Source organism: Rhizorhabdus histidinilytica (assembly GCF_900167915.1).
Taxonomy (GTDB): Bacteria; Pseudomonadota; Alphaproteobacteria; order Sphingomonadales; family Sphingomonadaceae; genus Rhizorhabdus; species Rhizorhabdus histidinilytica.
Genome location: NZ_FUYM01000054.1, coordinates 1 through 1,364, shown reverse-complemented (window position 1 = coordinate 1,364; position 1,364 = coordinate 1). Strand labels below are relative to the sequence as shown.

Below are 1,364 nucleotides of genomic sequence, written 5' to 3'. Positions count from 1 at the left end.
CGTGTGGATGGCTCCCGCGTTGCGGTGCGATTTTCTGACGTTCTGACATGCCATATCGAGTGCAGTCGCGTGTCCGGCCTTTATGTGCAGCCTTTATACGGCTGCTGGCCTTGAAGGATTCCGCCAGCCCTGGCCTCCTCATCGTTTACGCGGACTCGAAGTCCTGTACGCTAAGCAGGTTTGCCGAAGCTCGGTGGATCGAATGGCTTGCCTTCAGTCGGTCTTCACACCTCAACCTTGTTTTGCCATCGCCTGCCAATCAGGCTGCGATCGCCAATTCCTTTCTTTCATACTCGACGCCGCGCGTCATCACCACCCATGCAATACGCGCCATCTTGTTGGCCAGAGCAACGGCCACGACCTTGGGCGGACGGCGATCAAGCAAGGCTTTGGCCCATTCAAAGCCTTTGACGCTGCCCGCCCGGACATGCCGCAGCACTGAAGTCGCACCGACGACCAGCAATTGTCGCAGGTAGCGATTGCCGCCCTTGGTAATCTTGCCCAGGCGGGTCTTGCCACCTGACGAGTTTTGCCGGGGCACGAGTCCAAGCCAGGCGGCGAAATGGCGGGCCGACCTGAAGCTCTGCGCGTTGGTCACCATCGACGCGAGCGCCGAGGCGGTGATCACACCAACGCCGGGGATGGTTTCAAGGATGTTGCTGACGTCGTTGCGATAATGCCAGCGGGTCAACTGCTTATCGATCCCGGTGAGCTTGTCCTGCAGTTCTTGAATGTGGCGCGCTAAGACGCCGAGTGTCTCGCGCGCCAGTTCCGGAAGATCGAGTTCGTCCCCTTTCGCAAGCCGATCGACCATGCGCACCACCTGCGCCACGCCGGTACCCGTCACAAGACCGAATTCGGCCAGATGGCTGCGCACGGCATTGAACATCATCGTCCGCTGCTTGATCAGCAGTGCCCGCGTTTTGTGCAGCACGCCGCCAGCCTGCTGGTCAACTGACTTGATTTCGACGAACCGCATTGTCGGCCGCGTCACCGCCTCGCAAATCGCTTCGGCATCGGCGGCATCGTTCTTCTGCCGCTTGACGTAAGGTTTCACGTAGATCGGCGGGATGAGTTTTACGTCGTGGCCCAGGTTCTGGAGCTGCCGACCCCAGTGATGCGCCGTTCCGCAGGCTTCGATCCCGATCAGAACCGGAGGCAATGCCGCGAAAAACTTCAACATCTGTCCGCGCTTCAATTGCCGGGTCACAACCACCTGACCCGCAGCGTCTACACCATGGACCTGGAACACCGACTTCGCGATATCCAGCCCAATCGTGACAATCTCACTCATCGTCCGTCTCCTCGCTCTTCAGCCGAGGCAGTCTGCCTCAGCCGGTGAGCGGGAGCCATCCACTCCATCG

At 59.9% G+C, this 1,364-nt stretch carries 1 protein-coding gene; it reads right to left on the bottom strand.

Features of this window, described 5'->3' with window-relative positions; translation table 11 throughout:
* Window positions 1-259 precede the first annotated feature (259 nt).
* A complete protein-coding gene (locus B5X82_RS26125; protein ID WP_010338606.1) occupies window positions 260-1,294 on the bottom strand; it encodes an IS110 family RNA-guided transposase in 1,035 nt (344 codons plus the stop codon).
* Window positions 1,295-1,364 lie beyond the last annotated feature (70 nt).